Origin of the sequence: Curtobacterium sp. MCBA15_012 (assembly GCF_001864935.2) — a bacterium.
Lineage (GTDB): Bacteria > Actinomycetota > Actinomycetes > Actinomycetales > Microbacteriaceae > Curtobacterium.
This window is the reverse complement of record NZ_CP126267.1, coordinates 355,469-380,279: the sequence shown is the minus strand read 5'-3', so window position 1 is coordinate 380,279 and position 24,811 is coordinate 355,469. Positions and strand designations below refer to the sequence as shown.

Below are 24,811 nucleotides of genomic sequence, written 5' to 3'. Positions count from 1 at the left end.
CTCCTTGATTCGGCCGTGTGGCCAGATCGAGTTTCCCGTCCGCTCCTGGGCACGGGCCGTACGCTGCCTGTGATGCCCCCTGGACCCGGACCCCGCGCCTACCGCAGCCGCGCCGCGCGCCGCGACGAGCTGCTCGACGCCGCTGCGCTGGTCGTGCGCGACGGGGGCCTCGACGCGCTCACGACCCGTGCCGTCGCCGAGCGGGCCGGGGTCGCGCACGGTGTCGTGCACTACGCCTTCGGGGCGCGGCGGAACCTCGTCGTCGCGCTGCTCGACCGGCAGGCACGCGACGTCCTCCCCCGGGTGCTCGCGGCCGCCGACGCCCATGCCGACCTCGCCGGGGCGCTCGACGCAGCCGTCGCCGCGTGGCTCGAGCTCGTCCGCGCCGAACCCGAGCGCTTCCTGCTGCTCGAGGCGGTCAGCGGGCCGGCACTCGCGGACGACGACGTCCTGGTCGCCGAGGAACGACGGGTCTGGCGCGAGGGCGTCGCCGCCGGGGTCGAACGGTGGACGACCCGGACCGGCGTGCGCCTGACCGAACCCGCCGAGGTGGTGGCGGACGCCGTGCTCGCCCTGATCGACGGTCTCGGCCGCGCGGCGTGGAGCGACCCGGACGGCGTCGCGACCGAACGGGCTCGCACGGTGCTCGTGCGCGGGCTCGCGGCGGCCCTCACCGTCTGACCGCCCGACCGTCCGACCGCCGCGACGTCGTCGGCTGCCGGTAGGGTGCGGGGACCATCACGACGAGGGGATCACGATGAGCGACGACGACCGACGACCGACCACGCCCGAGCAGCAGGCCTGGCAGCAGACCGCGGGGACGCAGCAGCAGGGGCAGCAGCAGCACGGCCAGCAGTTCGGCCAGCAGCAGTACGGTCAGCCGTACGGGCAGCAGGTCGTCGTGAACGCGTACCAGCCCGCTCCGCCGCGCGGCCTGAGCATCACGAGCATGGTGCTCGGCCTGGTGTCGATCGTCGCGGGGTTCACGCTGATCGTCCCGGTGATCGGGCTGGTCCTCGGCTTCGTCGGCATCCGGAAGGAGCCGGCCGGTCGAGGGATGGCCATCACCGGGATCATCCTGAACGGCATCATCGTGGCCGGGTGGGCCGTGCTGCTCGTGGTCATGCTCGTCTTCGGGTTCGGCCTGTTCGGGGCGGCGGCGACGAGCGGCACGACCAGCCCCTAGCCACGACGGACGCAGCCGGCACGACGGGCCCAGCCGGCTCGACGGACGCGACCCGCACGACGGACGCGACCGGCGCCTCCCGCGCGACCCACGACGTGACGGGAGGCACGGTGCCAGCCGGCACCGTGCCTCCCGTCCGCGTCAGCGCGTCAGCGCGTCAGCGCGTCAGCGCGTCAGCGCTTCAGCGCTTCAGCCCTTGACCGGGATCGACTGCGCCTTGAGCGCCGCGATCGTCTTCGACTGCCCGTTCTCGAGCGCCTCGGTGAGCGTGCCCTGCCCGGACGCGGCCTGGCCGAAGCCGTCCGACACGTCCGCGTAGGTCTGCGTCATCGTGGGGCCCCAGGTGAAGGGCTGGATGTCCTTCGCGGCCGAGGCGAACTCCTCGTAGATCTTCTGGTTGCCGTAGAAGGGCAGGCCCTCGGTGAGCGCCGGCAGGTCGGCACCGGTCGAGGACGCCGGGTAGAGGTTCGCCTCCTTGTTCAGGGCGGACAGCGCCTCGGTCGAGGTGTTCAGCCAGACGAGGAACTTCGACGCCTCGGCCGGGTGCTTGCCACCCGCGAACACGACGTTGGACGAGCCGCCCCACGCGGCCGACTTGCTGTCACCCGACTTCCACTGCGGCATCGGGGCGACGGCCCACTTGCCCGAGGTCGACGGCGCACCGCTCGAGATGGTGTTGGCGCCCCAGACCGCGGAGACCCAGGTCCAGTCCTGGCCGCTGTCGTACGCGGCGTTCCACTGGTCGGTGAAGCTCGGGACGGTGTTGACGAGCTTCTTGTCGATGAGGTCCTGCCAGTAGTCGGCGACCTTCTTCGACGCGCTGTCGGTCAGGTTGACGTCCCACTGGTCGCCCGTGTTCGAGAACCACTGGCCGCCGGCCTGCGAGACGAGCCCGGCGAACTGGTTGACGTCGCCCTTGGCGAAGTTCGTGATGTTGCCGCCCTTGGCCTTGATCTCCTCGGCGGCCTTGGCGTACTCGTCCCACGTCGTCGGGACGGGGATGCCGGCCTGCTCGAACAGGTCCTTGCGGTAGTACAGCGCCATCGGCCCGGAGTCCTGCGGCACGGCGTAGACCGACTTCGACTCACCGAAGGTGACCTGGTTCCAGAGGCCCTCGGAGAAGTCCTTCTTCGCGGCGGCGACCCCGGCGCACGCGCCGATGTCCTGCAGGCCGCCCTGCACGCGGAAGGCCGGCAGCGAGTCGTACTCGACCTGGCCGATGTCCGGCGCCTGCTTGGCCTTCAGCTGGTTGAAGAAGTTCTGGTACGTGCCGCTGTTGCCGTTCGCGACGATGGAGACCTTGACCTGGATGTCCGGGTTCTCCTTGTTCCAGATCTCGACGACCTTGTCCATGTTCGGCACCCACGTCGTGAAGTCGAGGGTGACCTTGCCGCCCGAGGGCTTGCAGCTCGAGGCCGCGGAGTCGGAGCCGCTGCTGCCGGAGCCGCCGGCGCTGCAGCCGGCGAGGGCGACGGTCGCCGCGACGGCGATCGCGGCTGCACTGAGGAACTTCGTTGTCTTCATGCTGTTTCCGTTCGGATGTGAGGGGTGGTGCGTCGGGAGGGTCTTGAGCCGGTCCGGGTGCCCCGGGCCAGCGGCGGGGGCCGGGGGCCGGGGCCGGGTGCCGGTGGCCGGGGCCGGGCGCCGGTGGCCGGGAGCCGGGCGCCGGAGGCCGGGAGCCGGTTCGGGCTACTTCAGGCCGCCGGCGCCGAGGCCGGACCGCCAGAAGCGCTGCAGGGAGAGGAAGGCGACGAGCAGCGGGATGATCGAGACGAACGACCCGATGAGCACGAGCGTGCGCAGGTCCGGGTACTGGTTCACGCTCGAGTTCCACGTGTAGAGGCCGAGGGTGACCGGGAACAGCGACGTGTCCCGGAGCATCACGAGCGGCAGGAAGAAGTTGTTCCACACGGCGACGAACTGGAACAGGAAGATCGTCACGAGCGCGGGCGACATGAGCCGCACCGCCACGGTGAAGAACGTCCGGATCTCGCCCGACCCGTCGATGCGCGCGGCCTCGATGATCTCGTCCGGGACGCTCGACGCCGCGAACAGCCGGGACAGGTACACGCCGAACGGGCTGACGATGCTCGGCAGGAACACCGACCAGAACGTGTCGGTCAGGTCGACCTGGCTGAAGATGAGGAACAGCGGCAGGGCCAGCGCGGTCGCCGGCACGAGCACGCCGCCGAGGAACACGTTGAACAGGGCCTCGCGGCCGCGGAACCGGTACTTCGCGAGGGCGTAGCCGCACATCGCCGACAGCACGGTCCCGAGCAGTCCGGCGACCCCGGCGTACGCGATGCTGTTGGCCATCCAGCGCAGGTAGACGCCGTCCTGCCGGGTGAACAGCTCGACGAGGTTGCCGAGGGAGTCCTGCACCGAGGTCGCGCTGAACCACAGCGAGAACGTCGTGTTGAAGTTCGCGGCCGTCTTGGTCGACGACACCAGCAGCCAGAAGATCGGCAGCAGGAAGTACAGGGTGAAGACGCCCATCACGAGCATCGCGGCGCTGCGCGAGATGACGCTCTCGCGGGGACCGCGCGCTCCGCGCTGGTGCGGACGGGAGGCGCGGTTCGGCTCGAGCGGTCGGCCCGCGTCGGCGACGAGGTCGCGTCGGGAGGGTGCGTTGACGGTCATTCGGCGGCCTTCCGCTGGGTCAGTCGGAGGAACCCGATCGACAGGACGAACGTGGCGAGGGCGAGGACGACCGAGAACGCCGCCGCGAGGTTGAAGTTCGGCACCGACGAGGTCGAGTAGACGAGCATGTTCGGGGTGAACGTCGACGTGATCGTCGAGGTGAACTGGCGGAACACGGTCGGCTCGGTCAGGAGCTGCAGGGTCCCGATCACCGAGAACACGGCGGTGAGGATGATCGCCGGGACCACCATCGGGATCTTGATCGACAGGGCGATGCGCAGCTGGGACGCGCCGTCGAGCTTCGCCGCCTCGTAGATCTCGGTCGGGATCGCCAGGAGCGACGAGTAGATGATGAGCATGTTGTAGCCGACGTAGACCCAGGTCACGACGTTGGCGACCGCCCAGAGCACGGTGCTCGCCGAGAGCAGGTCGACGTTCGAGGTCAGGAACGAGAACGGCGACAGGTCGGGGGCGTAGAGGTAGCCCCACATGATCGCGGCGATGACGCCCGGCACCGCGTACGGCGCGAAGAACGCCAGGCGGAAGAACCGCTTGCCGCGCAGCAGCGGGGAGTCGAGCAGCAGGGCGAACAGCAGCGCGAGCCCGAGCATCACCGGGACCTGCACGACACCGAACAGCAGCACGCGGAGGGTCGAACCCCAGAACTCGGTGTCCTGGAACACGAGCACGTACTGGCTCAGGCCACCGAACACCTGCGTCGGGGCGCCGAACGTGCCCTGGCGCTCGATCTTCTGCAGCGACTCCCACACGGCGTAGAGGATCGGTGCCAGGTAGAACGCGGCGAAGAGCACCGCGAAGGGGAGCACGAAGATCGCGATCGCGCCGCGGTACCGCGAGCTCCCGCCGGTTCGACGCCGACGCTCGGTCGACCCGCCTGGGGTCGGCCGGGCCGCGCGGCGCGACTGGGTGGTGGTGGTCATGAGCGGGCTCCGGGGGTGTGCTCGGTACGGATGATCTGGGTGCCGCCCGGGGCGACGACGGTGGTGCCGTCGACCGGCCGGTCGGCGACGAGCTCGTGGCCCGCCACGGTGTGCGCGACCTCGCGGTCGGAGTGGTTGAGCAGGAAGACCCACTCGTACCGGTCGTCGCGGCGACGGACGACCTCGAGGCCGGGCTCGGCCTGCGGGTCGGGGGCGATGCCGGCCTCCGCGGTGACCCGGCGGAGCAGTTCGGCCCGCGCGTCGTCCTCGAGCACGGTGGACACGTACCAGGCGCTGCCCGCTCCGTGCGTGTTGCGGGTGACGGCGGGGGAACCAGCGAGGGGGCCCTCGGCGTAGGACGTCACCGTCTCGGCGCCGCGCAGCGCCACGGGCTCCGACCAGGTGCTCGCCCGGGTGCCGTCCGACAGCGCCAGGGTCTGCCCGGCGGCGAGCGGGCGGAACTCCTCGACGCGGACGCCGAGCAGGTCGCGGAACGCCCCGGGGTACCCGCCGGTACGAGCCCGGTCGGTCTCGTCGACGATGCCGCTGAAGAACGTCACGACGACGTGTCCCCCGCGCTCGACGTGCTCGGCGATCGCGGCGGCGTGCTCGTCACGCACGAGGTAGAGCTCGGGGACGACCACGACGCCGTAGCCGTCGAGCGGCGCACCCGGCGCGACGACGTCGACGGTGAGCCCGAGGTCGGTCAGCGAGGCGTGGAACGCGTGGACCTGCTCGAGGTAGCGGAGCGCGGTGGTGGGGTGCGCCTCCGTGTCGGCGGCCCACTGGACCTCCCAGCTGAAGACGACCGCGACGTCGGCGACGACGCGGGAACCGCGGAGTTCACCGAGGCGCTCCACGACGGCGCCGAGCGCGACGACGTCGCGCCAGACCTGCGAGTCGGTCCCGGCGTGCGGGAGCAGTGCCGAGTGGAACTTCTCGCTCCCCTGCACCGACTGGCGCCACTGGAAGAAGCAGACGCCGTCGGCCCCGCGGGCGATGTGCGTCGCGGTGTCGCGGAGCATCTGCCCCGGGTCCTTCGCGACGTTGTGCGGCTGCCAGTTCACCGCGCCGGTCGAGTGCTCCATGAGCAGCCAGGGGCCGCCCTTCGCGAGACCGCGCGTGGTGTCCGCGGCGAACGCGAGCTCGGCGTGCGGGCGGGGCAGGCGGTGGTCGAGGTAGTGGTCGTTCGCGATGACGTCCATGTCGTCGGCCCAGGACCAGTAGTCGAGCGCCGTGATGTGCGCGGCGACCATGAAGTTCGTCGTCACGGGCTTGTCGCTCAGCTCGCGCAGGACCGCGGCCTCGGCACGGTGGTGGGCGAGGAGTTCGTCGGACGAGAACCGGTCGAAGTCGAGCGTCTGCCCGGGGTTCGTGAACGAGAGGGTCGCGCGGGGCGGCAGGACCTGCTCCCAGGCGGAGTAGCGCTGGCTCCAGAACGAGGTGCCCCACGCGGCGTTGAGGGCGTCGAGCGTGCCGTAGCGGTTCCGGAGCCAGTCGCGGAAGGCGTCGGCGGAGACGTCGCAGAAGCAGTGTGCGTTGTGGCAGCCGAGCTCGTTCGACACGTGCCAGAGCTGCACCGCGGGGTGGTCGCCGTAGCGCTCGGCGGTGGCGCGGACCAGGGCGAGGGCGTGCTCGCGGTAGACCGGGGAGCTCGGGCAGAACGCCTGGCGGCCACCGGGCCAGCGGGTGGTGCCGTCGGCGACCACGGGCAGGACCTCGGGGTGGGCGGTCGTGAGCCACGGCGGGGTCGAGGCGGTGCCGGTGCCGAGGTCGACGCCGATGCCCGCGCCGTGCAGCAGCTCGATCACGCGGTCGAGGGCGGCGAAGTCGTACTCGCCCTGGTGCGGCTCGACGTGCGACCAGCCGAAGATGTTGATCGCGACGAGGTTCACGCCGGCCTCGCGCATCAGGCGGACGTCCTCGACCCAGACCTCGGGGTCCCACTGCTCGGGGTTGTAGTCGCAGCCGAACGCGAGTCCGGTCGAGCCGAGCCCGAGCGCCGTGGTGGCGGGTGCCGGGAGGGTGGTGGTCACGGTGGTCCTCGCTGGTCGTGGCGGTCTGCGCCGTCCGGTCGCGATGGACCCCTTCGACGGCGAAGGTACTGCTGTGTGGGAGCGCTCCCAGACTGCGCCGACCGATCGGGATCGGAGGGTTCTGGGAGCGCTCCCAGAGTGAACACCAGATCGCGGTGGCTGTCAACACGGCACCGCTCGGAGGCGGCCGGGCGCGGTGCTGCGCCGCCACCCCGCGGTGCGGGGTGCTCCCGCACAACCGGAAGCGCGTCGCGCCACGGCGAACCACGGCGCGAGGTGCTTCCGGTTGTGCGCAGGGCGCCGAGGCAGGGCGTGGCGCAGGCCCCGGCCGGGGCCCCGCGACCCCGCACCCGGCCGCGCCGCGCGCGCCGATACGCTTGCGGGATGACCGACGTCCGAGCCGCGCGCTCCCGTGCGACGATCCAGGACGTCGCGGACGAGGCCGGGCTCTCCCGCGGCACCGTCTCCCGGGTCCTCAACGACGAGCCCTACGTCTCCGCCGAGGCACGCGAGGCCGTCCAGGCAGCCGTCCGCCGGGTGGGCTACGTCCGCAGTGCCGCGGCCCGCAGCCTGGTCACCCGTCGCTCCGGTGCGGTCGCGCTCATCGTGCACGAGCCGAGCGTCCAGGTGCTCGACGACCCGAACATCGGCAACATCCTCATCGGCACGAACGCCGTCCTGTCCGAGGCCGACCAGCAGCTCGTCACGATCATGGTCGACTCGGCCCGGGACAACGAGCGCGTGGTCGAGTACCTGCGCGGCGGGTTCGTCGACGGCGCGATCGTGCTCTCCGCCCGCGACGGCGACCCCGTGACCCGGGCGATCGAGGAGATCGGGCTGCCCGCGTGCTTCGTCGGGCACCCGTCCGACGCCGCGAACACCTCGTACATCGCGATCGACAACCGCGCCGCCGCCGAGGCCATCACCCGACGCCTGGTCGACACCGGCCGACGGCGCATCGGCATGCTCGCGTCCGGCCTCGACCGCGACTCAGGGCAGGACCGCCTCGAGGGCTTCACCGCCGCCCTCGGCGACCGCTTCGACCCCGACCTGGTCGCACGCAATCCCCTGTTCAGCTACACCGCCGGGGTCGAGGGCATGCGCGAGCTGCTCGACCGCGCGCCCGACGTCGACGGCGTGTTCGCAGCATCGGACGCCGTGGCCGCCGGGGCGATGGACGTCCTGCAGCGCGCCGGTCGCTCGGTCCCCGGAGACGTCGGCGTGGTCGGCTTCGACGACAGCGCCTGGGCCCTCCGCTGCGACCCGCCGCTGTCGACCGTGCGCCAGCCGGCCCGCACCCTGGGCGAGCACGCCGCTCGCCAGGTGCTCGAGCAGATCGCCGGGACCGACGACGGACCGCGGGGCCTGATCCTGCCGACCGAGGTCGTCTGGCGCGCGAGCGCGTAGCCCCGCGAACGGCCGGTCACCGCCAGGTCGGCGCGAGCGGGCAGCCCCGGACGCCGCCGGTCACCGCCAGGTCCGCGCGACCACCCACCCGTCCCCCTCGGGCACGATGTCGACGACGACCGCGTCCCCGTCCGCGCTCACCTGGAACCGCCACCCCACGGTCCGCTCGGGCGCGTGCGTCATCGCGGAGGGCAGGAACTCGGCCGTCGCGGTCAGCCGCGTCGGGCTGTCGCTCACCCGCCAGCGCCGCTCGCGCCACACCATCCGGTCCGGCACACCGCGCTCCCACCACACCGTGGCGACCTCGTGCGTCAGCATCATCTCGACCTCCCGTTCGAACGTGTGTTCGAATGGTACGCGACGGCGCGGACATCGGCACCCGTCGGCGTGCCCCGGACAGGACGGCGGACGGGAGGCCCGTGGCGGCGCCGCCACGGGCCTCCCGTCCGCCCCCTCGTCGCGCCGTCAGCCGCCCTGCGCGACCCGGGACGCGCTCACCGGAGCAGGCCGACGACGCGCGTCGTCGGACGCGGTCAGGACCGCCGCGAGACCGGGGCGTCCGGCGGGCCGGACGACGAACGACCCCGCCGGGTGCGGGGCACGAGCATCGCCCCGCCCACCGTCACGGCCAGCGGGAGCAGCACCGCGAGCACGCCCTCCACCTGCCACAGGACCGGACGCGCGTCGGGGGCGGCGTCGAAGACCGCACGGGCGAGGATGCCGACCAGACCGAGGCCGACGATGGCCGCCGCGGGGGCCACGAGCAGGAGCCAGGCGACCGGTGGAGCGCGGTGGACCAGCAGCCACGCGGCGAGGAGCGCGGCGCAGCCGAGGCTCCCGCCGACGAGCCAGGCCACCCCGTCGAGGAACAGGCCGACCACCAGGACCGTGCTCGCGAGGGTCGCGAGGCCCAGTGCCACCGCACGTCCCACCGCGTCGGTCGGCACCCGCGACAGCGCCACGAGCACGAGCACGAGCGGCACCACGAACCCGAGGACGCCCATCACGACCTCGCCGGTGCGGAGCTGCAGCTCGCTCGTCACGACGAAGAAGACCCGCTGCAGCACGGCCGCGAGGAGCACGGACAGCACGGCACCGGCCAGGAGCAGCCGGGCCTCGTCCGTCCGGCGCGCAGGACGGGGCGGCGCCGAGCGTGCGCGGAGGGAGTCGGTCATGGCGGGAACCTACCGCGAGATCGCTCCTCCGACCGGCGGACCCCGGGTTCGTCCGCACGGTGGACCCCGGTCATCCGCCCGAGGCTCACCCCGGCGACGACTCAAGGACGAGGCTCGGAGGACAGGGGCGGGACGCCCGCCCACGACGAGAGGATCGACCGTGACCGACCACGCCCATCCCCTGCCCACCGACCCGTACGCCCCCGTGCCGCGCGTCGACCGGACGAGTTCGCTCGCGATCGCGGGCTTCGTCCTCGCGTTCGTCGCGAACGTCGTCGGGCTCGTCGTCTCGATCGTCGCCCTCGTGCGGATCCACCGGACGGGCGAGCACGGCCGCGGCCTCGCGATCGCCGGCATCGCCGTCGGGGGTGCCTGGATCGCCCTGTTCGCGGTCGCCCTGCTCGCACACGCGCTCGTCGTCACCGTCGGGCACTGACTCGTCGTCACCGTCGGGCACTGACGCGTCGTCACGGTCGGCCACTGAACCGGCCCCTCGGAGGAGCAGCGCGGGCCCCGGGGTACGCCGGTCGCGCGGGAGCACAGTCGCCCACCACTAGAAGGGCATGATGACCACTTCCTCCCGCACCCCGCTCGGCGTCACGCTCGTCGACGGCGGCGCCAACGTCGCGCTCTTCTCCAGCACCGCAGAGCGGGTGGAGTTCTGCCGGTTCGACGAGGACGGCACCGAGCACCGCACCGAGCTGCGGAACCGCACCGGGTACACCTTCCACGACGTGGTCCCCGACGTGACGGTCGGCACCCGCTACGGCTTCCGCGTGCACGGCGCGTGGGACCCGGCGAACGGCCTGCGCCACAACGCCGCCAAGCTCCTGCTCGACCCCTACGCCACCGCGATCGACGGCGAGTACACGTGGGGCCAGGCGCTCTTCGGGCACGACATGGAGTCGCCCGAGCAGATCGACGAGACCGACTCGGCGAGCGCCATGCCGAAGTCCGTCGTCGCCGACCGCGAGTTCGACTGGGACGGCGACACCCAGCTCCGCACCCCGTACGCCGACACCGTCGTCTACGAGGTGCACGTGAAGGGCTTCACGAAGCAGCACCCCGACGTCCCCGAGGAGATCCGCGGCACCTACGCGGGCCTCGCGCACCCGGCGGCGATCAAGCACCTGACCGACCTCGGCGTCACCGCCGTCGAGCTGCTGCCGACGCACCAGTTCGTGCAGGACTCCACCCTCGCCGACAAGGGCCTCCGCAACTACTGGGGCTACAACTCCATCGGCTTCTTCGCCCCGCACGACGAGTACGCGTCCTCGGGCACGGCCGGCCAGCAGGTCGCCGAGTTCAAGGAGATGGTCAAGGCCCTGCACGCCGCCGGGCTCGAGGTCATCATGGACGTCGTCTACAACCACACCGCCGAGGGCAACCACATGGGCCCGACGCTGTCCTTCAAGGGCATCGACAACGCCTCGTACTACCGCCTGGTCGAGGGCGACGAGGCGAACTACTTCGACACCACCGGCACGGGCAACAGCCTCAACGTGTCGCACCCGTCGGCGCTCGGGCTCATCACCGACTCGCTCCGCTACTGGGTCGAGGAGATGCACGTCGACGGCTTCCGCTTCGACCTCGCCACGACGCTGACCCGCCAGGACGGCGAGGCCGAGAAGCACTCCGCGTTCCTCGACATCATCCACCAGGACCCGGTGCTCCGCGAGGTCAAGATGATCGCCGAGCCGTGGGACACCGCGGGCTACCAGGTGGGCGGCTTCCCGGCCGACTGGTCCGAGTGGAACGGCAAGTACCGCGACGACCTGCGCGCGTTCTGGCGCGGCGACGAGGGCACCCTGGGCGACGCCGTCCAGCGCGTCCTCGGCTCGCCGGACGTGTACGAGGGCTCGCGCCGCTCCCCGCTCTGCTCGGTCGACTTCGTCACCGCGCACGACGGCTTCACGCTCGCCGACCTGACGATGTACGCCGAGAAGCACAACGAGGCGAACGGCGAGGACAACAACGACGGCGAGAGCAACAACACGTCGTTCAACGGCGGCATCGAGGGCCCGACCGACGACGGCGCGGTGAACGACTACCGCGACCGCCAGCGCCGGAACTTCCTCGGCACGCTGCTGCTGTCGGCCGGCGTCCCGATGATCCTCGGCGGCGACGAGATCGCCCGTTCGCAGGGCGGCAACAACAACGCCTACTGCCACGACGACGAGATCTCGTGGTTCGACTGGGCGGCCGCCGACCAGGACCTGCTCGCCTTCACGACGGCCGCGATCGCCTTCCGCGCCGCGCACCCGGCGCTCCGCCCGGAGTGGTACCGCACCGCGCCCGGCGACTCGGCGTCGGCCGTCTCGGTGCTCCGCGCCGACGCGAACGGCTTCGAGGACGGCGACTGGGCCGACGGCGGCAACCGTGCGGTGATCCTCGTGCTCGCGCAGGGCGACGACACCGTGGCCGTGCTGCTGAACGCGTCCGAGACGACGGTGGAGTTCACGCTGCCGGAGAAGCCGGGCGGCGGTGCGTGGGAGCTCGGCCTGTCGAGCGACCACGACCAGGCCGTCGAGGAGGGCGCGACCACGCTGCTCGTCCGCGACGCGTCCTTCACGGCACTCGTCTGACCCGCAGGGCCGGCCGACGGACGGCGGCCCGGCCCGACAGCGGTCGCCGGACGGCGGCCGGCCCGACAGCGGTCGCCGGACGGCGGGCGGCCCGACGGTGGGCAGCCCCGTCGGACCGCCCACGGCCCGCGAGGTGACCGGATGACGGACAGGAGGCGCGGTGCCGACCGGCACCGCGCCTCCCGTCCGTCCGCCTCTACTGCAGGTGGATGCTGTCCAGCTCGGCGTAGCCCGTGCCGCCGGCGTAGTTCGGCGACCCCTTCGCGAGTCGGATCACGTTGTACCCGGCCCGGAGCTGCACCGTGACGTCGACGCTGCCGGTGGGGTTGCCCCAGCCGGACGTCGTCGGCGGGTAGCTCACCGTCGAGAAGGCGCCGCCGTCGGAGGCGAGCCCCTGCGTGGCGGTCGCACCGGTGGCGTTCGCGTACTTGATGGTCATCGTGTACGACCTGGCGGTCGGCACGTCGACCAGGAAGTCCACGAAGCTGTCCGTCCGCGCGTCACCGTTCCCGTCGATGCGCCCGACGTACCCGCCGTTCGACGCCGTGGACGAGGACAGCCGGCTCGCGTTGACGACGGTCGCGTTCTCCGCCTCGTAGGTCTGCTGGTACGTCGGCGTCCCGGTCGTCGGGGTGATGAGCAGCTGGTACGCCGCGACGGCGTCCATGTTCGACACCGGGACCGAGATCGACCCGTCGACGACCGGGTAGGTCGTCGTCGACAGCAGGTTCGGCGCGGCCTGGTTCGTCGTGCGACCCGTGGTGTTCGTCGACGAGAGCTGCACCGAGACCTGGCTGCCGAGCCCGGCGAGCCCGTTCACCTTGACGGTGTTCGTCCCGCCGTCACCGCCGAAGACGACGTTCACCTGCTTCCGGCTCGCGTCGTACGAGGCGACACCGTCGAGGTACGACTGGGGGACGGTCTGGACGACGTTGCCGGACTGGTCGCCGTACCACTTGTACGCCCAGTAGGACGCCGTCGGCAGGTTGTTGTACAGCAGCCCGTCCATCGTCCCGGCCTCGTACCAGTAGGCACGCTCGGCGTCGTGGATGCCGGCCCGCTCGAACGCGGCCATGTAGTGCACGCCGATGCTCGGCTCGTCGACCTGCCCGGGCGAGGCGTACTCGTTGATCGAGATCGGGATGTGCGGCAGCCCGAGGGAGTCCTCGATGCCGCGGAAGTCCGTGACGTGCGCCTGGACGTCCTGGTAGCTGAAGTCGCCGAGCTCGTGCCACACCGCGACGGAGGGCAGCGTGCCGGTGTTCTTCGCGTTCGTCATGAAGCCGAGCATGAAGTCGTGGCTGTAGCTGCTGGCGCCCGGTCCGATGATCGGCGTGAGGGTGTCGACCGCGCGGATGTCACGGTAGGTCCGCGTCCACATGTCGAGGTAGCTGCCGGCGTTCGGGTCGTTCTTCGTGCTGGCCGCCCAGTTCGCGTCCGGCTCGTTCCAGATCTCGTACCCGGCGATGTTGGTCGTGCTGGTCGCGTCCACGCGGGCCGAGATCATCGTCCCGATCTTCGACTCCCAGTCCGGCCAACTCACCCAGTTGTACGGGAAGGTGCTGAAGACGTCGGGCAGCCGGAGGTACTGCTGTCCGCCCGCGTCGGTGATCTTCCCGGCCACCTGGAGGCCGTCGCAGCAGGGGTGCGTGGCACCGTTGCCGAGCTGCTGCGTGCCGGGCGGCGGCTGCGTGAAGGTGTTCACGTGCAGCGGGTAGAGCTGGCTCAGCGGCGGGGTGCTGCCGGTGTCGACGCCGTACAGGCCACCGGCGGCGACGTGCGTGACGGGGCGGACGGTCGTGCCCACGTTCACCGTCAGGGTGTTGCCGTCGGCGTAGGCGGGCGCCGTGGACCCGAACCCGAAGGCCGCCGTCCCCGCGACCACGAGTGCGGAGAGGACCGCTGCGGCCCGTCGGGGTCGACCCCGACGGCGTCCGGGTCGGACCGGTGTTCGAAGATGCGTCATTGCTTCCTCCTCGTCGTGTTCCGGGTGGTCCCGGAACGCTGGTGGGTCACTCCGCCGCGTCGGCGGGGTGCTTGTGGAGCCGGCCGAGCCGCTCGGCCTCGGCGTTCCGCTCGTAGCCCAGGTACGCGATGACCGCGAGCACGCGGTGGCGGTTCGCCGGGCGCACGGTCTCCGGGCAGTTCAGGACGCGCGAGACCGTCTGGTGGGACACGCCCGCCACGAAGGCGACGTCGTAGATGGTCGGCTTGTCGGTGCGGTCGAGCGTCATCGCTCCTCCTCTCGGTCCGCCCGGCAGGCGGTCGGGCGGACGGCCCGCCGGTCGGACGGTCGGCCCGCCGGTCAGGCGGTCTGTCCGCCCGGTAGGCGGTCTGTCCGCCCGGTAGGCGGTCTGTCCGCCGGGCAGGCGGTCTGTCCGCCCGGCAGACGGTCTGTCCGCCCGGCAGGCGGTCGCCGTGGTGCGGACGGGAGGCGCGGTGCGGCTCCCGTCCGCGGCTCCCCTACCCGACGGGCAGGAAGACGCGCATGGTCGACGGTCCGCGGTTGCCCCACGTCGCGTAGGGGACGAGTCGGACCTCGCGCGGCTCTCCGGTCACCACGGCGCCGGCGCCGGCGCCGCCACCGTCCCCGTACGGCAGGCCGGTCGGCTCGGGCACCGCCACGGTGCGGACCGCGAGCCGGACGTCGTCCGCGCCGTGGTCGACGGGTTCGGCACCCACCGGGACGAGCAGGTCGCGGACGTCCGAGCCCGCGTCGATCGACTCGACCGCGTACACGAGCGGGCCGCGCTCGACCGCGACGGTGCCGCGGACCGCGTCGATGCGCGGGTCCGGGACCGTGGTGCGCGCCTGCACGGGGACGTCGAGGACGATCCGGTCGCCCGCGGCGAAGACCCGGCGCACGGTGACGGTGTCGCCCTCCACGGGCACCGCCTGGCCCGCCACGTCGAGCGCGGCACCCGAGGACCAGGACGGCACCCGCAGCCGGAGGGCGACGGGGGCGTCGCCGCCGACGGTGGCGACCACCTCCACCCGTCCGGCGCGCGGCCAGTCCGACCGGACCGAGAACGCCGCGCGGGTCCCGTCACCGAGCACGGTGTCGACCTCGAAGTCGCCGTACTGGTGCAGCTGCAGGCCGTCGTCGCTCACCGTGGCGAACACGGTCTGCACGCTCGCGAGCGTCCGGGACAGGTTCGTCGGGCAGCACGAGACCTCGAACCAGGGGGCACGGAGGCTCGACAGGGCGCGACGGCTGACCTCGTCCTCGGGCGGGACGGTCCCCTCGACCCGCTGGTGCATGGTGTTCGCGTAGAAGAAGGCGCGGCCGTCCTCGCGCGGGGCGACCATCACGGCGTTGTACAGCGTGCGTTCGATGAGGTCCGCGTACTTCGACTCGCCCGTCTCGAGCAGCAGCCGCCACGAGAGCATGTTCGAGGCGATCGCGGCGCAGGTCTCGCCGTACTCGCGGTCCGGCGGCAGCTCGAAGTCGGCCCCGAACGCCTCGTCCTGGTGGTGCGCGCCCATCGCACCGGTCAGGTAGGTGCGCTTCGCGACGGTGTTCGTCCACTGGGTCTCGACCGCCCGCAGGAGTCCGACGTCGCCGGTCTCGACCGCGACGTCGACCGCACCCGCGGCCAGGTAGAGCGCGCGGACGGCGTGCCCGCGCAGGACCTCGGCGTCGCGGACCGGGACGTCGTCCTGGAAGTACTCCTGGCCGTACTCGATCGGCGCGAGCAAGCCGTGGCCGCGGCGCTCGACGAACGTCCGCGCCAGCTCGACGTACCGGTGGTCGCCGGTCGCCCGGCCGAGCTCCACGAGGGCCGGCTCGATCTCCGGGTGCCCGCACACCGCCTCCCGTCCGCCCTCCCCGAACACGTCGACCAGGTGGTCTGCGACGCGGACCGCCACGTCGACGAGCCGTCCGCCGCCCGCGGTGCGCAGCCGCGCGACCGCGGCCTGCAGGAGGTGCCCCATCGAGTAGAGCTCGTGCCCCCACTCCAGGTCCGACCACCGGGGCCGCTGCCACGGACGGCCGAAGCTGGTGTGCAGGTAGCCGTCGGCGTCCTGCGCCCCCGCGACCCGCTCGACCAGCCGCTCGTACCGCGCGGCGAGGTCGTCGTCGGGCTGCACGCCGAGCTGCCAGGCCATCGCCTCGAGGAGCTTGTAGACCTCGGAGTCGACGAACTCGATCCCGGCGTGCTCGAACGGCTGCCCGGTGGCCGCGGCGTCGAAGTTCCCGGTCCAGCCGATCCGCTCCATCCAGGTCTCGCAGTGGCGGATCACGGTGTCGGCGTTCCGCTGCTGCCAGTCGGCCCAGTAGCCGCCGGTCAGGCGCAGGTCACCGAGCGGGAGCGGTCGGAGCGCACCCGTGGACGGGACGACGGGCCCGGCCGGGACGGTGGTGTGGGTGATGGTCACGATGTCCTCCTCGGACGTGGGGAACGGGTGCGTCAGTCCTTGACCGCGCCGGCGGTGACACCGGCGGCGACGTAGCGCTGGGCGAGGACGAGGAGCACCGCGGCGGGGATCGACGCGACCACGGCGGTGGCCATGATCGAGTTCCACTCCTGGTTGTTGTTGCCGATGTAGGCGTAGATGCCGAGCGTGATGGGCTTCGCGTCGCCACCGCCGTCGAGCGTGTTGGCGAACAGGAAGTCGGACCAGGCCCAGAGGAAGCTGAAGAGCGACACCGTCACGACCGAGTTCCGGCTCACCGGCATCACGACGGCGGTGAAGGTGCGCCAGGTGCTCGCCCCGTCGATCCGGGCGGCGTTGAGCAGCTCGTCCGGGATCCCACGCATGAACGCGGTGAAGATGAGCACGCCGAAGGGCACCGCGATCGTCGAGTCGGCGAGGATCAGCCCCCACACGGTGTCGAGGATCCCGAGCTGCACGTAGATCGTGTAGAAGCCCATCGCCATGATGATCGCGGGGATCATCTGCGCGATGAGGAGCACGAAGCTCATCGCTCCCCCGCCCCGCGGCCGGAGCTTGGCGAGGGAGTACGCCGCCGGTGCCGACAGCACGAGGGTGAGGACGACGGTGCCGAGCCCGACGAGCAGGCTCGTGCCGAGGAACGGCAGCTGCTGGCCGAGCACCGTGCTGTAGCCGTGCAGGGTGCCGTCGATCGGGATGAGGTTCGGCGGGCTCTTCCGCATGTCCTGGTCGCGGGTGAGCGAGACGTTCACCATCCAGTAGACGGGGAACAGCATCACCGCGGTGAAGACGACACCGAGCACGGTCCGCCACCACCGCTTCGCAGCGGGCCCGGTCGCGGTGGCGCGCTGCCGTCCGCCGCGGGCGTTCCGCGTGGTGACGGCTCGGGTGACGGTCGTGGTGGCCATCTCACACCTCCAGGCGGCGCTGCACGCGCGCGTAGACGAGGCCGACGACCAGGGCGATGACGATGAGCACGTTCCCCACGGTCGCGGCGGAGCTGAAGTCGGGCAGCAGCGAGCCGAAGCCCAGCTGGTAGGACCAGATCGCGAGCGTCGTGGACGAGCCCGACGGGCCGCCCTTCGTCATGATCCAGATGATGTCGAACACCTTGAGCGTGTAGACGAAGCCGAGCAGCAGGGTGATCGCCGTGACCGGGCGGAGCAGCGGGAACGTGATCCGCCAGAAGCGCTGCCAGCCGTTCGCGCCGTCGAGGGACGCCGCCTCGTACAGCTCGCCCGGGATGCCCTGCAGCCCGGAGTACATGATCACGAGGTTGAACGGGATGCCGATCCAGATGTTCGCGACGAGCACGGCGAACAGGGACCAGGTCGGCGAGGTCAGCCAGTTGATCTGCCCGATGCCGACCGACTCGAGGAAGGCGTTCACGATCCCGGAGTCGCTGTTCATCATCCAGGACCAGGTGCTGGCCGACACGAGCAGCGGCAGGAGCCACGGCACGAGGAACAGCGCCCGGAGGAGTCCGGACAGCGGGAAGTGGTTGTGGAAGAACACCGCGAGGGCGAGTCCGAGTGCGAACTGCACGAGGATCGACACGAGGACGAAGACCGTGGTGTTCCAGATCGCCGGGGCGAAGGTCGCACTCGAGAACACCGAGACGAAGTTCTGCAGGCCGACGAACGGGGCGTTGCCGGAGACGAACGACGTCACCGTGTAGTGCCGGAGGCTCAGCTCGACGTTCTTGTAGAGCGGGTACGCGTAGAAGAGCAGCAGGTAGAGGGCCACCGGGGCGAGGAACGCCCAGGCCGTGAGCTGTGCTCTCCGCTGCGCGTGGGCGCGGCGGGCCCGGGCCGAGGCAGGGGTGCCCTCGGCCCGGGGACGCGCAGCCGACGGTCGCAGTGACGTCGTGTCGGTCGTCATGGTCGTGTCGACTTCCGTTTCCGTGGTGGTGCGGTGGGTGGTGTCCGCGTGGTGCGGTCGTGCGGTCGGGCGGTCGGGCGCCTACTTGGTGAGCTTCGCGTCGACCGCCTGCTGGGCCGCCTGCAGCGCGTCGGACGGCGATGCGGAACCGGACTCGGCCTTCTGCACCGCGGTCCAGAGCTGCTCCGAGATGACCGGGTACTTCACGCCGAGGTCGTCGCCGGTGCGTGCCCGCGCGGCCTTGACCGCGTCGACCCAGGTGGACAGGTCCTTGTTCGCGGCGAGCTGCTGCTGCTGCAGGCTGGACGACGCGGCGATGTAGTTGAGCGTGTTGTCGGTCTTCACGACGTCGTCGCCCGACGACAGGCACGAGACGATCTTCTTCGTCGTCGCGTAGCGGGCGTCGTCCTTCTGCACGGGGACCGTGAAGAACTCGCCACCGGTCGGCACCGGCGCGGCGCCGCCGTCCTTCGCCGGGATCGTGATGACGCCGGCGCCCATCTGCTTCGCCGCGTCCTTCTGCCAGGTGCCGTTCTCGCCGAACGCGAAGTCACCGGACTGGAACTCCTGCCAGCTGGTGGTCTGGGTGTTCTGGATCACCGAGTTCGGCGCGTAGCCCTTGTCGATCCAGTCCTTCCACAGGTTCAGCGCGGATTCGGCCTTCGACGAGTCGAGCTTGGTCAGGTCGGCGCCGGCGCCCCAGAACCACGGGAGGAACTGGAACGAGCCCTCCTCGGTGTTGATCCCGGAGAAGGTGATGCCCTTCTTGCCGGCGGCCTTCACCTTCGCGAGGGCCGCGGTCAGCGAGTCCCAGTCCTTGATCGTGGAGACGTCGACCCCGGCGGCCTCGAGCACCTTCGGGTTGTAGTACAGCGCCAGGGTGTTCGCGCCGATCGGGACGCCGTACGTCTTGCCGTCGATGACGCCCGCGCCGAGGATGTTCTTGGAGATCGACCCGGTCTGCAGGCCGTTCGTCCCGGTGTCGGTCAGGATCCCGGCCTGGGCCAGGGTCGAGACGACGGGGTTGTCGACGAGCAGGACGTCGGGCGACTTGCCCTGCTGGCCGGCGAGCAGCGCCTTGTTCGTCAGGTCGGAGGTGTCGTAGCCGGTGCGCTTGACGGTGACACCGGCGTCGGTGCCGCACTTCGCGACGAGCTTGCCCCACGCGGAGGACGCGTCGTACTGGGGGTACGGGTCCCAGAACGTGTAGGTGCCCTTCGCGGCGTCCGACGAGCCGGAGGACTGGGCCGAACAGCCGGTGAGACCGGCGACGACGCTGGCTGCTGCCACCAGCGCGCCGATGCGGATTGCGGTCTTGGTGCGCATGATCACGGGTTCCTCTCTGAATGCGACGTGATCGCAGGTTCGGGTCCGGCAACGGTCCCCTCGGCGACGCTGCCTCGCCGTCGAGGGAACCGAAACCGGTTTCGGGAGGAATCTACGATCCGCCCTACCGAGGTGTCAAGGAAATTCGTAAACTAGTTTCGGAGGCACCATGAGCGACGACGACAGCGGCACCGACACCACGGCGACGACCGTCACCCTGGCCGACGTGGCACGGGCAGCGGGGGTCTCCGTCGCGACCGCGTCCAAGGCGCTGAACGGGAAGGCGCACGTCAGCGCGCGGGCACGCGAGGCCGTGACGGCCGCGGCGTCCGCCCTCGCGTTCGTCCCGAACCCGTTCGCCCGAGCCCTGAACCGTGCGCCCACCAACACCATCGGCATGCTCACGAGTGACCTCGACAACCGGTTCGTCCTGCCGATCCTGCTCGGGGCGGAGGACGCGTTCGGCGCCGGGTCGCTGAGCGTCCTGCTCGCGGACGCGCGGGACAGCGTGCTCCGCGAGCAGCTCCAGCTGCAGTCCCTGCTCACCCGGCGGGTCGACGGCGTCCTGGTCGTCGGCCGCACCACGAGCCCCCGCCCGCCGATGCAGTCGAAGCCGAACGTCCCCGTCGTCTACGTCTACGCGCCGTCGACCGACGACCAGGACCTGTCGTTCGAGCCGGACAACGAGCTCGCCGGGCGCCTGGCCGTCGACCACCTCGTCGCCGTCGGTCGCCGACGCATCGCGATCGTCAACGGCGAGGACACCTACGCCGCCGCCCGGGACCGCCTCCGCGGGGCAGCCGCGGCGACGGAGGACCACGGACTCGAACTCGTCGGCACCCCGGGTCTGGTGTTCGGCAGCTGGAACGAAGCCTGGGGACGCCAGGCGACCGTCCGGCTCCTCGAGGCGCACCCCGACGTCGACGCGATCGTCGCCGGCAGCGACCACATCGCCCGCGGGGTCATGGACGCCGTCCGCGAATCGGGGCGGCGGATCCCGGACGACGTGGCGGTCGTCGGCTTCGACAACTGGGACATCCTGGTCGAGGGCGCACGCCCGCACCTGACCAGCGTGGACATGAACCTGCAGGAACTCGGACGCCTGGCCGCCGAGGCCCTCGTCGACACCATCGACGGGAACGTCCGGCGCGGCCGGGTCCGCAACCCGGTGCAGCTGGTGGTGCGGGGGTCGAGCGCTCCCGCAGGGGAGCCCACCCGCGACTGACCCCGGGCGACGCTCCGGCGTCGGGGTCGATCCGGTGGGAACCCGGTCGGCGCCCCCGTCGGAAGGACGCACGCGCGCACGACCGCGGGCGGTCCGCCAGGCGGCCCGGGGCGCCGGCCACGGCCGGGCGATCCCGTCGGCCGGCCACGCTCCGCCGGTCGGGCCGCCCCGTCGGGCCGGCCACGGCCGTCGACGCGACCGGATGACGGACGGGAGGCGCGGTGCGGGCCGGAACCGCGCCTCCCGTCCGTCACGTCCCGCGCCACGGCGCCCGCCCGCTCCGCCGCGCCCGTCCCGGCTGGTGGCAGGATCGGTGCCGTGCGACACGTGTTGACCGCTGACCACGCAATCCCGGCACGGGCCCCGCTGGTGGTGCGGCCCGGCGAGGTCGTCCAGGTCGGGGACCGGGACACCGAGTGGCCCGCGTTCGTGTTCGTGACCACAGCACACGGAACGGGATGGGTGCCGGCGCGGCACATCGACGTCGACGGCCCGTCGGGCGTCGTGCGGGTCGGGTACGACACCACGGAGCTCCCCGCCGAGGCCGGCGAGGTCGTCGAGGTCGTCGAGGACGACCCGGAGAGCGGTTGGGCCTGGTGCCGGAACGCGGACGGCCGTGCGGGGTGGATCCCGCACCGTGTGCTCGCTCCCCGGTGAGGGGTCCGCACCTCCGGGCGCGCAGCGGCCGCCTGCCGGCCCTGGTGGATCGGCGGCCGACGCGGCAGGCTCGTGGTCGATGACCCCCACCACACCGCCGACCCGGATCCGACGTGCGACGCCCGACGACGTCCCCGCCCTGACCCGGTGGACCAGCGACGACCCCGTGGCACGGATCGACGCCGACCGCCTCACCGCGGAACTCCGCACGGGCAACTACCGGCCGGAGTGGTCCTGGCTCGCGGAACAGCAAGGGCGGCCCGTCGGCCGAGCGCTCTGGTGGGGCCGGTCCGACGGAGACCGCCCCGTCACCCTGGACTGCCTCAGCACCAGCACAGGAGGCCCGGCGGCGGTCGAGATCGGTGCCGCGTTGGTCCGCGCGGGACTGGACGCCTTCGGTGCCGGCGCGCCGCTCGAGTTCATCGTCGACGCCGCCCCGACCTGGGCGAGCGATCCGGCAGCGGTGGAGGCGGTGCGGTGGCGTCACGAAGCCGCACACCTCGGCGGTTTCACGCGGACCACGGAACGCGTCAGCTTCGCGCGCACCGCGACGGATGCGAAGCCGCCGCGCCCGACCCGCCTGCGGTTCGCCCCCGCGGACGACGAGACCTTCCGGGCGCTGTTCGCCGCCGTCGCGACCGGCTCCCTCGACGCGCACACGAACGACGTGGTCGCCCGCGACGGGATCGACGCACTCGCCGACGACGACCTCGACTTCTACCGCTCACTGCCCGGCGACCGGCAGGCCTGGCGGACCGCGCACCTCCCGGACGGGACGACGGTGGGGTTCATCATCCCCACCAGGACGGCGTACGACGCGAGCATCAGCTACCTCGGCGTGGTCCCCGAGCACCGTGGACACGGGTACGTCCACGACCTGCTCGCGGAGATGACCCACGTCCACCACGACGACGGTCAGGCCCGGATCGTCGGCACGACCGACGCGGCCAACACCCCCATGCGGGCGGCGTTCGAGCGCGCAGGGTTCACCGTCACCCGTGTGCGCATCGTGCACGCGCAGTGACGGCGGTCACGGGTCGGCCGACGCGCCGTCGGGTGGCCCGGCCCGTCAGACGGGCCACGGTCACGGACGTGACCACGTCGCTCGCGCAGGATGGCGGGATGCGGAAGCCGGTGCGTGAGCGTGACGAGTGGCTCGTCCGGGTCTTCGTCGACCACGGCGACAGCCCGGTCTGGTACCGCGGTCCCCGCGACCACGACGAGATGCACCTGTCGCCCGACCTCGATCGGGACCTCCGGGCGTTCGACGCCTGCTTCTCCGAGGCCGGAGATCCTCGGGACCCGTACGCGGTCCTTGCGGACGTCCGACGGGCCTTCGAGCGCGAGGGCGAACGGCTCGCGCAGGCGCTCGCGGTCGAGCTCGGGACACCGTTCACCGTGCAGGTGCTCCACCCCGGGCGGTCGGGGTCGCGCACCTACCGGTCGACGTCGCCCGCCACGAACGAGCGGGCCCACGAGGCGTTCGTCGCGATCCACGACGAGGACCGCTGAGGGCTACCGGCTACCGAGCGGCGGGACGGGAGGAGCGCTGCCGGGTCAGCGCCATGTCGTCGAGTCGAGCGGATCGAGGTCTCGGGCAGCAGCACCGGAGCGGTGCTGCTGCCCGAGAGCCCGTCAGCGCTCAGAAGGGGATGTCGAGCCACTTCCACCTCGGCGACGCGCGGCTGCGACGACGACGCAGGCGACGAGTGCCACGATCCCGACGCCGAGGAGCCAGAGGCCGACCTGGAAGCCTCCGACGATGCCGTCGGGCGTGTACCCGGGTTCCACGCCGGTCGCTTCCTGCATGCGGTAGTCGACGCCCATCGCGACGAGGAACCCGATTGCCGTGAGCGCTCCGACTCCCGCTGCGGCAGCGGAAGCGATCATCCACTTCTTCATGCGCTTCTCTCCGATCGGTCGTGCAACGGTCACCAGTTGCAGCGGTGGGAGGCAACTCCTGCGACCCAGTTCGAGCGGTTCGCCCGGTACCGCTCGAGGTTGTAGTCCTGCGTGAACGGCAGCCCGTACACGCTCGCCGCGACGTGGCAGTTGTACTGCTGCTGCAGCGTGGCCTTGTTCGTGATCGCTGGCCACTTGGCCTTCCACTCATCCCAACCCGCACCGCGGAACACGGCCTGTCCGGCTGCGTACCCGCCCACTCCGCCACCACCGCTGAGGACCAGTGCGCCGGGACCGGTCACCCAGGCGCTGTAGCGGTAATCGCCGTGGTAGGTGTCGCGCTTGAAGCTCTTGAAGAGCGTGATCCCGAGCCACGGGTCGGCGACGACCGGGTACTGGGTGCCCGGAGCATGCTCCACCACCTGCGTCAGGGTGTTGCCCTGCACCTCGTAGTGGGTTCCGATCGGCGCCCCCGTCGCGTCCTTCGCCCAAGCCGGTGCCACGGTGCCGGCGAAACCGCCGTCGCGATCGGAGATGATGACGACGCCGTCCTCGCGGATCGTCATCTGTCCACCGCTGGGGACCGACAGGTCGTAGTCGTACCGGGTGGGCGCGCTGGCATCGTCGATGATCGTGAGGATCTGCAGACTGCCGTCCTCTCGTGCGATCGGCGCGGTCGTCGACGAGTTCTGGTTGTCGAACGTCGTCAGTCCCCCGCCGACGTCCACCGCAGTTGCCGCCTGGTTCGCGAACGGCAGCGACACGGTGAGCTCGTGGTTCCCGGCCTGCAGGACGGCGCCGTCGCCGGCATCCTTCGGGACGGTGATGTCGACGCCGCTGGCGACGTACGTCGAGGCGTCACCGTCGGCACTGTCGGGCGACGCGACACCTTCCAGGACCTCCGGCGCGATCCCCTCGACAGCGGCCATCGCGTCGACCTGTTCGGTGTCGTCGGCGAACGCGACCGTGGACGTCCCCGCCATGGCGGCGACGCACAGCAGTCCGACCCCCGCGAGCCCGAAGGCTCTTCCCGTCAACAGCATTGATTCCCCCATCTGATGCGGCAGGGGCCCCTCGCCCCGGCACACACCCGAATCTATGAGAGCACTCAGGAATCACCCTCATCCGATCGGATGAGGTTCGCGCGCGGGCAGCTGGCCAGCAGGCCATCGAGCGTGCGTGCGCTCGTGATCGAGCGACGACGAGACCCGGGATGCGACCGCCGCGCTCGGGCTCAGTCGCGGGTCGATCGCGTCGCGCGCACCGAGAGCCCCACGAACACCACCGCGACGAGCAGCGCCACGCCCGCGAGCGCCAGCAGCGGACCGGACCGGGACGTGTCCCACACGAACGTCAGGACCATGCCGACGACGCCGAAGCCCGCCGCGACGAGACCGAGGACGAGACCGTTGCGCACGTCACCACGGTCTCGTGGACGCCGAGGTCCTGTCA

General features: G+C 71.6%; 24 protein-coding genes. 9 read left to right on the top strand and 15 right to left on the bottom strand.

Features of this window, described 5'->3' with window-relative positions; all coding sequences use genetic code 11:
• The first annotated feature begins 72 nt into the window (after nucleotides 1–72).
• On the top strand, nucleotides 73–681 hold the full coding sequence (locus tag QOL15_RS01820) for a TetR/AcrR family transcriptional regulator (RefSeq protein WP_065961029.1): 609 nt from the start codon (nucleotides 73–75) through the stop codon (nucleotides 679–681).
• A 76-nt stretch (nucleotides 682–757) separates the two neighbouring features.
• On the top strand, nucleotides 758–1,186 hold the full coding sequence (locus QOL15_RS01815) for a DUF4190 domain-containing protein (protein WP_253181580.1): 429 nt from the start codon (nucleotides 758–760) through the stop codon (nucleotides 1,184–1,186).
• A 189-nt stretch (nucleotides 1,187–1,375) separates the two neighbouring features.
• Here QOL15_RS01815 and QOL15_RS01810 read toward each other — a convergent pair whose 3' ends face one another.
• The 4 genes from QOL15_RS01810 to QOL15_RS01795 all read right to left on the bottom strand — a co-directional run bounded on the left by QOL15_RS01810 (nucleotide 1,376) and on the right by QOL15_RS01795 (nucleotide 6,803).
• Complete coding sequence (locus QOL15_RS01810; protein WP_065961025.1) at nucleotides 1,376–2,710, bottom strand: ABC transporter substrate-binding protein; 1,335 nt, start codon at nucleotides 2,708–2,710, stop codon at nucleotides 1,376–1,378.
• A 165-nt stretch (nucleotides 2,711–2,875) separates the two neighbouring features.
• Complete coding sequence (locus QOL15_RS01805) at nucleotides 2,876–3,826, bottom strand: carbohydrate ABC transporter permease (protein WP_254784093.1); 951 nt, start codon at nucleotides 3,824–3,826, stop codon at nucleotides 2,876–2,878.
• Complete coding sequence (locus tag QOL15_RS01800; RefSeq protein WP_071246544.1) at nucleotides 3,823–4,767, bottom strand: carbohydrate ABC transporter permease; 945 nt, start codon at nucleotides 4,765–4,767, stop codon at nucleotides 3,823–3,825. The genes QOL15_RS01805 and QOL15_RS01800 overlap by 4 nt, the downstream gene beginning before the upstream one ends.
• Entirely contained in the window at nucleotides 4,764–6,803 is a 2,040-nt protein-coding gene (locus tag QOL15_RS01795) for a beta-galactosidase (RefSeq protein ID WP_071246546.1), read from the bottom strand. Before QOL15_RS01795 ends, QOL15_RS01800 begins: the two co-directional genes overlap by 4 nt.
• Nucleotides 6,804–7,187: 384 nt before the next feature.
• Here QOL15_RS01795 and QOL15_RS01790 point away from each other — a divergent pair, with 384 nt between their 5' ends.
• Complete coding sequence (locus QOL15_RS01790) at nucleotides 7,188–8,210, top strand: LacI family DNA-binding transcriptional regulator (RefSeq protein WP_065961019.1); 1,023 nt, start codon at nucleotides 7,188–7,190, stop codon at nucleotides 8,208–8,210.
• Nucleotides 8,211–8,270: 60 nt separating this feature from the next.
• On the opposite strand, the gene QOL15_RS01785 is transcribed toward QOL15_RS01790, so the two are convergent.
• Together QOL15_RS01785 and QOL15_RS01780 are read right to left on the bottom strand one after the other, a co-directional pair.
• Nucleotides 8,271–8,531 carry a hypothetical protein gene (locus QOL15_RS01785; protein WP_065961017.1) on the bottom strand — a complete coding sequence of 87 codons (261 nt, stop codon included), beginning with the start codon at nucleotides 8,529–8,531 and terminating at the stop codon, nucleotides 8,271–8,273.
• Between the two features lie 212 nt (nucleotides 8,532–8,743).
• Complete coding sequence (locus QOL15_RS01780; protein ID WP_065961014.1) at nucleotides 8,744–9,385, bottom strand: hypothetical protein; 642 nt, start codon at nucleotides 9,383–9,385, stop codon at nucleotides 8,744–8,746.
• A gap of 160 nt (nucleotides 9,386–9,545) precedes the next feature.
• On the opposite strand from QOL15_RS01780, the gene QOL15_RS01775 reads away from it, so the two are divergent.
• Together QOL15_RS01775 and glgX are read left to right on the top strand one after the other, a co-directional pair.
• The gene (locus QOL15_RS01775; RefSeq protein ID WP_071246548.1) at nucleotides 9,546–9,821 is read left to right on the top strand and encodes a DUF4190 domain-containing protein; all 276 of its coding nucleotides are present in this window, start codon (nucleotides 9,546–9,548) and stop codon (nucleotides 9,819–9,821) included.
• 130 nt (nucleotides 9,822–9,951) lie between these two features.
• Nucleotides 9,952–11,970, top strand: a complete 2,019-nt coding sequence (gene glgX / locus QOL15_RS01770; RefSeq protein WP_254784094.1) for a glycogen debranching protein GlgX — start codon at nucleotides 9,952–9,954, stop codon at nucleotides 11,968–11,970.
• A 196-nt stretch (nucleotides 11,971–12,166) separates the two neighbouring features.
• Here the strand turns inward: glgX and QOL15_RS01765 are convergent, their stop codons facing one another.
• From QOL15_RS01765 to QOL15_RS01740, 6 genes are all read right to left on the bottom strand, one after another.
• Nucleotides 12,167–13,936 carry a CBM35 domain-containing protein gene (locus tag QOL15_RS01765; protein WP_083393923.1) on the bottom strand — a complete coding sequence of 590 codons (1,770 nt, stop codon included), beginning with the start codon at nucleotides 13,934–13,936 and terminating at the stop codon, nucleotides 12,167–12,169.
• A gap of 46 nt (nucleotides 13,937–13,982) precedes the next feature.
• On the bottom strand, nucleotides 13,983–14,204 hold the full coding sequence (locus QOL15_RS01760; RefSeq protein ID WP_065961007.1) for a LacI family DNA-binding transcriptional regulator: 222 nt from the start codon (nucleotides 14,202–14,204) through the stop codon (nucleotides 13,983–13,985).
• Between the two features lie 229 nt (nucleotides 14,205–14,433).
• Entirely contained in the window at nucleotides 14,434–16,350 is a 1,917-nt protein-coding gene (locus QOL15_RS01755; RefSeq protein ID WP_071246552.1) for a glycoside hydrolase family 127 protein, read from the bottom strand.
• A 32-nt stretch (nucleotides 16,351–16,382) separates the two neighbouring features.
• The gene (locus QOL15_RS01750; protein WP_065961079.1) at nucleotides 16,383–17,144 is read right to left on the bottom strand and encodes a carbohydrate ABC transporter permease; all 762 of its coding nucleotides are present in this window, start codon (nucleotides 17,142–17,144) and stop codon (nucleotides 16,383–16,385) included.
• Nucleotides 17,145–17,277: 133 nt separating this feature from the next.
• The gene (locus QOL15_RS01745; protein WP_065961004.1) at nucleotides 17,278–18,249 is read right to left on the bottom strand and encodes a carbohydrate ABC transporter permease; all 972 of its coding nucleotides are present in this window, start codon (nucleotides 18,247–18,249) and stop codon (nucleotides 17,278–17,280) included.
• An 81-nt stretch (nucleotides 18,250–18,330) separates the two neighbouring features.
• Nucleotides 18,331–19,575, bottom strand: coding sequence for an extracellular solute-binding protein (locus tag QOL15_RS01740; RefSeq protein ID WP_071246629.1), 1,245 nt, complete (start codon nucleotides 19,573–19,575; stop codon nucleotides 18,331–18,333).
• Nucleotides 19,576–19,744: 169 nt separating this feature from the next.
• Between QOL15_RS01740 and QOL15_RS01735 the strand changes: the two genes are divergently transcribed.
• The 4 genes from QOL15_RS01735 to QOL15_RS01720 all read left to right on the top strand — a co-directional run bounded on the left by QOL15_RS01735 (nucleotide 19,745) and on the right by QOL15_RS01720 (nucleotide 22,969).
• On the top strand, nucleotides 19,745–20,800 hold the full coding sequence (locus tag QOL15_RS01735; protein ID WP_071246554.1) for a LacI family DNA-binding transcriptional regulator: 1,056 nt from the start codon (nucleotides 19,745–19,747) through the stop codon (nucleotides 20,798–20,800).
• A 318-nt stretch (nucleotides 20,801–21,118) separates the two neighbouring features.
• Complete coding sequence (locus tag QOL15_RS01730) at nucleotides 21,119–21,457, top strand: SH3 domain-containing protein (protein ID WP_071246555.1); 339 nt, start codon at nucleotides 21,119–21,121, stop codon at nucleotides 21,455–21,457.
• 79 nt (nucleotides 21,458–21,536) lie between these two features.
• Complete coding sequence (locus QOL15_RS01725; RefSeq protein ID WP_083393924.1) at nucleotides 21,537–22,481, top strand: GNAT family N-acetyltransferase; 945 nt, start codon at nucleotides 21,537–21,539, stop codon at nucleotides 22,479–22,481.
• 68 nt (nucleotides 22,482–22,549) lie between these two features.
• The gene (locus QOL15_RS01720) at nucleotides 22,550–22,969 is read left to right on the top strand and encodes a hypothetical protein (protein WP_139197410.1); all 420 of its coding nucleotides are present in this window, start codon (nucleotides 22,550–22,552) and stop codon (nucleotides 22,967–22,969) included.
• A 123-nt stretch (nucleotides 22,970–23,092) separates the two neighbouring features.
• Here QOL15_RS01720 and QOL15_RS01715 read toward each other — a convergent pair whose 3' ends face one another.
• The 3 genes from QOL15_RS01715 to QOL15_RS01705 all read right to left on the bottom strand — a co-directional run bounded on the left by QOL15_RS01715 (nucleotide 23,093) and on the right by QOL15_RS01705 (nucleotide 24,776).
• Complete coding sequence (locus QOL15_RS01715) at nucleotides 23,093–23,392, bottom strand: hypothetical protein (protein WP_139197411.1); 300 nt, start codon at nucleotides 23,390–23,392, stop codon at nucleotides 23,093–23,095.
• Complete coding sequence (locus tag QOL15_RS01710) at nucleotides 23,389–24,396, bottom strand: hypothetical protein (protein WP_139197412.1); 1,008 nt, start codon at nucleotides 24,394–24,396, stop codon at nucleotides 23,389–23,391. Before QOL15_RS01710 ends, QOL15_RS01715 begins: the two co-directional genes overlap by 4 nt.
• Nucleotides 24,397–24,593: 197 nt before the next feature.
• Nucleotides 24,594–24,776 carry a hypothetical protein gene (locus QOL15_RS01705; protein ID WP_071246563.1) on the bottom strand — a complete coding sequence of 61 codons (183 nt, stop codon included), beginning with the start codon at nucleotides 24,774–24,776 and terminating at the stop codon, nucleotides 24,594–24,596.
• Nucleotides 24,777–24,811: the final 35 nt, after the last annotated feature.

Bases quoted from the DNA above. Each gene is read 5' to 3' on its own strand.
- QOL15_RS01765 (WP_083393923.1), bottom strand. From the start codon at position 13,936: ATGACGCATCTTCGAACACCGGTCCGACCCGGACGCCGTCGGGGTCGA.
- QOL15_RS01760 (WP_065961007.1), bottom strand. From the start codon at position 14,204: ATGACGCTCGACCGCACCGACAAGCCGACCATCTACGACGTCGCCTTC.
- QOL15_RS01725 (WP_083393924.1), top strand. From the start codon at position 21,537: ATGACCCCCACCACACCGCCGACCCGGATCCGACGTGCGACGCCCGAC.
- glgX (WP_254784094.1), top strand. From the start codon at position 9,952: ATGACCACTTCCTCCCGCACCCCGCTCGGCGTCACGCTCGTCGACGGC.
- QOL15_RS01805 (WP_254784093.1), bottom strand. From the start codon at position 3,826: ATGACCGTCAACGCACCCTCCCGACGCGACCTCGTCGCCGACGCGGGC.
- QOL15_RS01790 (WP_065961019.1), top strand. From the start codon at position 7,188: ATGACCGACGTCCGAGCCGCGCGCTCCCGTGCGACGATCCAGGACGTC.
- QOL15_RS01735 (WP_071246554.1), top strand. From the start codon at position 19,745: ATGAGCGACGACGACAGCGGCACCGACACCACGGCGACGACCGTCACC.
- QOL15_RS01750 (WP_065961079.1), bottom strand. From the start codon at position 17,144: ATGCTGTTCCCCGTCTACTGGATGGTGAACGTCTCGCTCACCCGCGAC.
- QOL15_RS01780 (WP_065961014.1), bottom strand. From the start codon at position 9,385: ATGACCGACTCCCTCCGCGCACGCTCGGCGCCGCCCCGTCCTGCGCGC.
- QOL15_RS01745 (WP_065961004.1), bottom strand. From the start codon at position 18,249: ATGACGACCGACACGACGTCACTGCGACCGTCGGCTGCGCGTCCCCGG.
- QOL15_RS01800 (WP_071246544.1), bottom strand. From the start codon at position 4,767: ATGACCACCACCACCCAGTCGCGCCGCGCGGCCCGGCCGACCCCAGGC.
- QOL15_RS01820 (WP_065961029.1), top strand. From the start codon at position 73: ATGCCCCCTGGACCCGGACCCCGCGCCTACCGCAGCCGCGCCGCGCGC.
- QOL15_RS01740 (WP_071246629.1), bottom strand. From the start codon at position 19,575: ATGCGCACCAAGACCGCAATCCGCATCGGCGCGCTGGTGGCAGCAGCC.
- QOL15_RS01785 (WP_065961017.1), bottom strand. From the start codon at position 8,531: ATGATGCTGACGCACGAGGTCGCCACGGTGTGGTGGGAGCGCGGTGTG.
- QOL15_RS01810 (WP_065961025.1), bottom strand. From the start codon at position 2,710: ATGAAGACAACGAAGTTCCTCAGTGCAGCCGCGATCGCCGTCGCGGCG.
- QOL15_RS01815 (WP_253181580.1), top strand. From the start codon at position 758: ATGAGCGACGACGACCGACGACCGACCACGCCCGAGCAGCAGGCCTGG.